The 7,497-nt window shown below is 32.6% G+C and carries 6 protein-coding genes, 1 tRNA gene and 2 pseudogenes; 6 read left to right on the top strand and 3 right to left on the bottom strand.

The features are described from left to right. The 4 genes and pseudogenes from AB6B24_RS11590 to AB6B24_RS11575 form a co-directional block, all read left to right on the top strand. Positions 1-2,491: pseudogene (locus tag AB6B24_RS11590) on the top strand (phage tail tape measure protein); the annotation flags it as partial. A 36-nt stretch (positions 2,492-2,527) separates the two neighbouring features. Continuing rightward, positions 2,528-2,605: pseudogene (locus tag AB6B24_RS11585) on the top strand (LysM peptidoglycan-binding domain-containing protein); the annotation flags it as partial. An 86-nt stretch (positions 2,606-2,691) separates the two neighbouring features. Continuing rightward, positions 2,692-2,871, top strand: coding sequence for a hypothetical protein (locus tag AB6B24_RS11580; protein WP_369164723.1), 180 nt, complete (start codon positions 2,692-2,694; stop codon positions 2,869-2,871). A gap of 213 nt (positions 2,872-3,084) precedes the next feature. Beyond that, complete coding sequence (locus tag AB6B24_RS11575) at positions 3,085-4,056, top strand: Abi family protein (RefSeq protein WP_240819072.1); 972 nt, start codon at positions 3,085-3,087, stop codon at positions 4,054-4,056. Between the two features lie 76 nt (positions 4,057-4,132). Here AB6B24_RS11575 and AB6B24_RS11570 read toward each other — a convergent pair whose 3' ends face one another. Both AB6B24_RS11570 and AB6B24_RS11565 read right to left on the bottom strand, forming a co-directional pair. Next, positions 4,133-4,417, bottom strand: coding sequence for an aldo/keto reductase (locus AB6B24_RS11570; protein WP_369164721.1), 285 nt, complete (start codon positions 4,415-4,417; stop codon positions 4,133-4,135). Beyond that, a complete protein-coding gene (locus tag AB6B24_RS11565; RefSeq protein ID WP_369164720.1) occupies positions 4,378-4,503 on the bottom strand; it encodes a hypothetical protein in 126 nt (41 codons plus the stop codon). Before AB6B24_RS11565 ends, AB6B24_RS11570 begins: the two co-directional genes overlap by 40 nt. 754 nt (positions 4,504-5,257) lie before the next feature. Between AB6B24_RS11565 and AB6B24_RS11560 the strand changes: the two genes are divergently transcribed. Beyond that, on the top strand, positions 5,258-5,683 hold the full coding sequence (locus AB6B24_RS11560; protein WP_012897999.1) for a universal stress protein: 426 nt from the start codon (positions 5,258-5,260) through the stop codon (positions 5,681-5,683). A 697-nt stretch (positions 5,684-6,380) separates the two neighbouring features. Further along, positions 6,381-6,464 (top strand) — tRNA-Leu (locus tag AB6B24_RS11555). A 343-nt stretch (positions 6,465-6,807) separates the two neighbouring features. On the opposite strand, the gene AB6B24_RS11550 is transcribed toward AB6B24_RS11555, so the two are convergent. Further along, positions 6,808-7,341 carry a phenolic acid decarboxylase gene (locus AB6B24_RS11550; protein ID WP_029344419.1) on the bottom strand — a complete coding sequence of 178 codons (534 nt, stop codon included), beginning with the start codon at positions 7,339-7,341 and terminating at the stop codon, positions 6,808-6,810. Positions 7,342-7,497: the final 156 nt, after the last annotated feature.

Genomic DNA, 7,497 nt, shown 5'->3' with positions numbered 1-7,497 from the left:
ATTACCTTCAATCATTCCAGTTGTTAAAGAAATAGATAATTTGGCAGGCTCGTTTTCAAAATTAAGCCCAGAAACACAACAATTTATCATCCATATGGCAATAGCAGCTGCTGCAGTTGCTCCAACAGCGAAAGCTTTGAGTGGATTAACAAGTATTATTTCGGGAGTTACTGGAGGTTTGGCAAGATTTGGGGCTAGAGGTGCTGGTAAATTAGCACTCGAAGGGATAACTACAGAAGCAGGATTAGCGGCAAAAGCAGTAGGAGGCTCAGGAGGGTTAGCTGCAGAGCTAGGTGGTATCTCTCCAATTCTAGCTGGTATCTCTCCTATAGCGGTTGGTGCATTAGGTACAGCAGGTTTAGCTGGATTGATTATTGGGGTACTTGACCAAGTAAGTAAATTAGAAGATAAGCATAATGTATTCGGAACAATTAATGTTCCTGACGAAACTTACAACAAAGTTAAAAATTTTGAAGAAAAAGTAGAAGGCTTAAAAACAGCTACTGAAAAATTTGGAGCTATTGGCCCTAAAGCTTTCAATGATGTGAAGCAAGCTATTGCTGATATGGGAACTGCCGCTAATAGTGATATTGATGCAGCTACACAAAAATTAATTAACGATGCTAAAATTTTAGGTTGGTCTGATGATCAAATAAAAAATCTTAAGCAAGGCGGTTCTAAAGCAAAGGATGTTATTAAAGCGGCGACAGATGATATGACTAATATCTATCAAAATGCTGCAAAAAATCATAGACAAATTACAGCTGATGAAAATTCTAAGATAATAGCTGACCAGAACGTAATAGCCGGTCAAGAGTTAGATGCTTTGAAAATAACTGGAAGCAAAAAGACGGCTGTTATGAAGGCTTTAAATGGCGATATGACTAATATGTCAGTAGAAACTGCCAATAATGTTTCTGACAGTTTAACGAAATTAATGGATAGTGAAAATGATAGCTATAAAAAGAAAATGGCAGCTGCTAAAGAACTTTTCGAAAACGGGAAAATGAGTGCTCAGGAATATAATGAGACTACGGAAGCATATAATAATCAGCATAAACAAATTATGGAAAAGTATGGTGTAGATTTAGCGGCTACCCAACAAGTGATTATAGATAATATGCAAAAAGGGACTCAATCATATGGTGCTTATATGAGAAGGCAGTCGGAGCAATTTGCTAATTACGGATTAGATTTCGAAGAAATGTTAAAAAAAGCAGGAAGTGGAGCTAAAAACAGTACCCAAGAGCTTGGAGATAGTTCTAAATTGCTTGCCCAATATGCTAAAAATATGAGTAGCGATGTAAAAAAAGCAGATGATACATGGAATAGCCTGGTTCTTGACCCTAAGACAGGGAAAGTTACAACAAATGCAGCTCAAGTGGTTGCCGACACATTAAAACAAAAAGGTGGTTGGGAACAAATTCAATTTGTGATGAAGCATGCTAATCTATCTACTAATGCTAAAGCTTCAATTTTAGAAGCAGTTATCGCTAGCGGTCAATGGGATAGCCTATCCCCTAAAGATAAAGAGCTTTTTATACATAATCAGCAAGGATTACTTGCCATTGCTGCATCTCAACAAAAATTAAACGAATGGAATAGTATTCCTGACGAAGTGAAAAAATTACTGGGAGACAATTCAGGCTTCATTAATAACGAAGCAAATGCATCGGCTATTTTAGATGCATGGAATAAAGCTACTCCAGAAGAAAAAAAACTTTTAGCGCAAAATCTGACTTTAAAGCCAAAAATGGACGCCCAAGCTATTATTGATTCACTACAAGGAAAAACGGTACCACTTGGTGCAAACAACAATACAGGGCAAGGAGTAAATAGCGCTGCCGCAACAATTGCTGCATTGCAAGGTAAAACTGTAGGAATTGATGCCAATGACAGTGGAGCAAGAAAAACATTGAGTGGATTCTTAGGTGATATTCCGACTTCAAAAACAATTGATTTAATCATAAATAAAACAAACAACGCTCAAGGTACACCATACCATCCGGGCGGACTTGCTATGGTTAATGACCAAAAAGGGCCAACTTATAAGGAATTGATCAGCTTGCCTAATGGAGTAAGTTTTATTCCAGAAGGTCGAGATGTGACAATGCCACTGCCTAAAGGAACGAAAATTTTAAAAGCTAGCAAAACAGCACAACTTATCCCTAAATATGCCGATGGCACTGGTGGTATTCCAGCTAATGCGAAAATATTTAGAGATATGAGAGCAGTTCAACAACACTTAGTAGTCAATGCTCCAGTTGTTGACAATAGTAAGCAACTGAATGCCATTTTAAGTATATTGGAGACAATAGCTTCAAGCGGAACAAACAAAGATGTTATTAATGCTTTACAACTTTTAAGCAATCGTCCGGCCGTTTCTGTTTTCGATAAAAATGATGCAGCTAGAACTTTAACGCCGCTGATTACAAAGCAACAGTCCATTGATAAATCAATCAAAGATATAATTAATGGGAGAAGACGATAAAAAGCATTCTTAATGAATGCTTTTTTTCATTGAATAACAGTTCAAAGTTTAGTTTCAATGAATGGTATTTCAAACCCTAATTTGATTTACGCTGGTCAAACTCTAAATTATTAAAATTTATGCCTGACTTCGGTCACTACTTTTTTTATTTTTCAGAATATGATATACTTTTTAATAAAACTAAAAGTGGTGGTAGTAAGATGAAATTTGAAGGAACTTGGATTGTTGTCATTATACTAAGTATTGAGGTTTTAGCTTTCGGCGAATTTGAGCAGTCTGATCAAATTCTTTTGATAGGGGGAATTTCTTTTATATTATCTACACTATTCGAAGCTTCTATTTTAATTAGACACTTTATTAAAAAACAAACTAAAGTATAACCCCGCTTCGGCGGGCGTTTTTTTGTTTGTAATAAATATGAACAAAAGTTCAATGCTTTTACTAAACTTTCTAAAATAAGAAAAAACTTATACATTTTTGTTGACAAAATTATAAATATAGTTTAATATGTATGTAAATGACAACACTCTCACTCCCTTTGTGGCGGATACGTTCCGAGGTGAGAGTATTTTTTTGTATCTTGAGAGGAAACTATGGAAGAGCCAAAACCGCTTAGTTTTGAAGAGCAAGTTGATTTATTTGAGTCTAGAGGGGTAGTTATTGGAAAAAGAGATATAGCAATTCGACATATTAGAGATATTGGATACTACAAACTCAAATCTTTTTCTTTACCACTGTCAAGAGTAAATGAAAACAAAGAACGTAAATACACTGAAGTAACCTTTCAGGATATTTTGAATCGTTTTTATGCTGATAAAGACTTAAGAATTTCATTATTACATAGTATAGAAGATATTGAAGTTTCTATAAAGACTAAACTTGCTTACATCTTAGGAAAAAAGGGGGCGTATTATTATTTAAATTTTGCTAACTGGTGTAATAGGGATAAATATTGTAAATATTATTTAGAAGATAAACAGAATGATCTTAAACATAAAATTTACAATAGAATGCAACGTTCCGCATCAATTGAACTTAAGGATAAGAAAAATTTAAAGAATAATAAGTATCCAACAATATGGCTGCTAGTAGAAATTTTGACTTTTGGTGATATTGTAGAACTATTAGATCTAATGTCTAATAAAAATCTAAAGACACTAGCCGATTATTATAATTGTACGCCTGATCAATTGAAATCATGGCTTAAAAGTTTAAAATTTATAAGGAATAACTGTGCACATAATTCTACAGTAATAGATATTAAACTTAAAACATCACCTATGATGTTGGAAGAGTGGAGAGAATATTTATTTATTAATCAAAAAAATGAAGTTACAAGCAGACTAGCAATAATCTTATGTATAATAAAAAAGATGATGTTATCAATTAATCCCGATTATAATTTCGGAAAAATATATGGACCAATTAAAACTTTGATTAACAAATCATCTAATAAAAATCAAGCTGCTAATCTGATAGGATTTTCAAGTGCCGGTACAGTAGTCGATTTATTCCCAAAGAAGAAGAAAAAATCATATAAAATAAATAAGAATAATAAAAAATGATATACTCTTATTTAATAGTTCTCGCCCTCCGGGGCGTTTTTCTTTACAACAAAAAAACAGGGATTGATCCTGTCTTCTAATATTGTTTTTTAACAAACTCCACTGCATCAGTAGAGCCTAATGTGCCATCTTTACTTACTTGTTGAAATTTTATATGGGTCTTATCAATTGGAGTGATATGAAATTCAGTGCCCTTCTTATCAATAAGTAGAATTTCTTTACTATCTTTATCATCTATATATTCTTGTGAACATTTAGCGATAGGATGCTCTCCATCTCTAATTTCCCAGTCATTTTCATCTTGTTTAATGATAGTGTAAGTTACATTCCAGTCCTTACTATACCAGTCCCTTGTAACCAATCCGAACTATCTTCTCTAGTTTGACAACCACTCAATACGATTAAACTAAAACCTAAGGCTAAAATTGTAAATAATATTTTTTTCATATTGTTCTCCAAGTATATTTTTAAAAAGAATATCAAAATGTAAATGATTATGCAAGGTATTTTAATCAAAACAATATTCTTTACAAAATAACGTGATGGTAATATAATAATTCTACGAGTAGTATTTTAATAGTGTTTCAGGAAGCACCTTTTGGCGAGGTTGTTTTTCTTGTTTAATATACTTTATTAAAACTGTTTAAAGAATTGACAAGTCTCAATGAGAGCGTTATAATATTTATATACTGCTGTGACGCCATTTCTTATCTAGAAGTGGCGTCCTCTTATTTTGGAACAAATAATTAGTAATATATTTTTTTTAATAGTATATTTGTATTAAAGAGGTCACAGTCTCTTGTTATTCATAGCTATAGAAGTCGTGCGCTGCGGCTTCTATTTTATTTACAAAACAATAAGATTATGGTATACTGACAGATGACTTTCTAGAGTTATCGCTCCTTATTTGGAGCGTTTTTCTTTACAACGAAAGCAGTAAATTGTATAATAATCTTACCTTTTACATTAAGGTTATAAATAACTCCTAAAGCATCGTTCTTGACTAAGTGACGATGTTTTTTAATTTCGTTTAAGCAATTGAATCTATAATAACAACACCAATGATAAATTTTTTCATAAATTTACTCTTTAGCGTCCCTCTCCTAGCTGGGGCGCTTTTTAATTCTAAGGTTTGCAAACGCATTCAAAAAATGATAGAATAAAATTGTGAAAATAATAACATTTACAGGAGGTGCCTGAGATGAAAGATGTTTACAAGAAAATTCTGGTTCCAGTTGATGATTCAAACCAAGCTATGAATGCGCTCCATGAAGCGATTGCAGTTGCAAAAAGGAATGAAGCTGAATTATTTATTCTGAATGTTAAAGATGAAACAAGGTTAAGAGGAACCTCAATTGCTTTAGCAATGAGCCTAGATGAGATTGAAGAAGAGTCAAAACAAATTATCAAAAACCTAACTAAAGATTTTCCTAAAGATGTCGCATTTCAAACGGTAACTTTTATAGGAAATCCAAAGAAAGATATTGTTAAATTTGCTGAAGATAATGCAATGGATTTAATTGTGATTGGGGCAAATAGTAAAAAATTAGTAGATCGTATTTTGATTGGTTCTACAACTTCTTATGTTGTTGAAAAATCACCATGCAATGTTATGGTTGTAAAATAATCTTCTATAATTATTGACAAAATCTAATCAGGGAGTTATAATAAGTTACCCTAAACAATCTTTGAGAATTTTTGCTGATAAAATGCTCAAGATAAAACTCCTGAGCGCCTAATTACCCTAGGCGCTTTTTTATGTTGACAACCTGAGAATAATATCGTACAATGTAATTGCTTACAAAACATTACAAATCTTCAAAAATTGTTTTGAAGATTTTGCTTGGGCGAGTTACGGTTGGCTCGTCCTGCCTGCCACAAGTCATTCTTCGGAGTGACTTTTTTATATCAAAAAGCACTAGCATTAAGCCAGTGCCAAAAAGTGATTAGAGCAAGGTATGAATAATATAGTATAAAACTAGATTAACTTGCAATAACTTTTATAATATTATCAATTTTATGAACAATTGTCAATGATATTATGTTATAATATAGGCGGGATGATTGTGGGATTTCATCCTATTTCTAGAGTTAAGCTGCTCTTCGGAGCGGCTTTTTAAAATATAAAAAGACCGCTAACCCAGCGCTAGCGGAATGTAAACGTATTCCAAGAAATGGATAAGCCAAATCTTTTACCTACGAAAGTAATAATATCAGAAAAATTAATCATAGTCAAGTTTTTTTGTATGCGTTTACTTATAATGTATTAAGTTCATACTATGCTATAATAATAGTGTCTCCGTTTAGTGTCTAGGCGGAGATTTGCTCGAATGGCGGAATTGGCAGACGCTGCGGACTTAAAATCCGTTGGTTATTAAACCGTGAGGGTTCAAGTCCCTCTTTGAGCATAATAAAAAAGCACTAAATAAGTGCTCAGTCATGGTTCTCAATTTTACGCACGGCGGTGCAATTTTTAACAGTGTATTTTAACAGAGTTTTGATATCAAATCAAGTGTATTCAGGTCACTTTATTTTTTTATAAATTGTTATTTGACAAGGATAAATGTGTTTAGGTGATTATATAAACAGTCACTTTTCAAACTGTCTATTCTATTATATATAACGAAATTTAAGGAAATCTAAATTGATAATTATTTAATGTTGATAAGCTGGTATTCTATTGATTTCTCAAATAAAGAAGAGACAAATTAAATATTATTTGTCTCTTCTTTATTATTTTTGACTTGAAAATTAATGCTTAATCATTTTATAATTTTGGTCAAAGTATTTTCCGTTACGAATATCATTTGTCATTTCTTTGTAAGGAGCTTGTGCGACGACTTCGTCATTATCTTTGCCTGCTTCAGCAGCATAAGTGATTTTTGCAAATTCTGGGACTAAATATTTAGGATAAGTTTCATATTTTTCGCGAGATTCATGCATTAAGTCAATAAAATCATTTTGGAAGCAGACAGTGATTTCTGGGTGTTCTTCTACCCATTTCGGGAAGAAAATCATACCATGTAATTTTCCTTCATTTGGAAGAAAATCTAAGGCAACATCAGTACCAGTAGGTTCTGTCCATGTAATTTTATAAATCCCTTCGGTTAACATCACTAATGAAACTTCTTGGTCTTTGACCCAGCGGCCAGCGACCATTCCGCCATGGATACGGTAATCAATGGTATGGTCGTTTTTGACGTAAAGTTCATATTCCCAACCATTATCATAGGTATAGATAAAGTGTGTTCCGACAAAATCTTCTAAGCTTTTAAATGTTTTCATTAAATTTCTTCTTTCTAAACATGTTTTATAAACATGTTTTAAATATATATTTATTATAAAATACGTTTTTTGTTTTGTCAAGATAAAAAAATACACTTTCTTAAAGTTGACAAATCTTATGAAAGTGATAAAATTAAGCATAGATGTAAGAAGAGT

It is taken from the genome of Lactococcus sp. AK05, assembly GCF_041026685.1.
GTDB lineage: Bacteria > Bacillota > Bacilli > Lactobacillales > Streptococcaceae > Lactococcus > Lactococcus lactis.
This window is presented reverse-complemented; position numbering and strand designations above follow the sequence as displayed.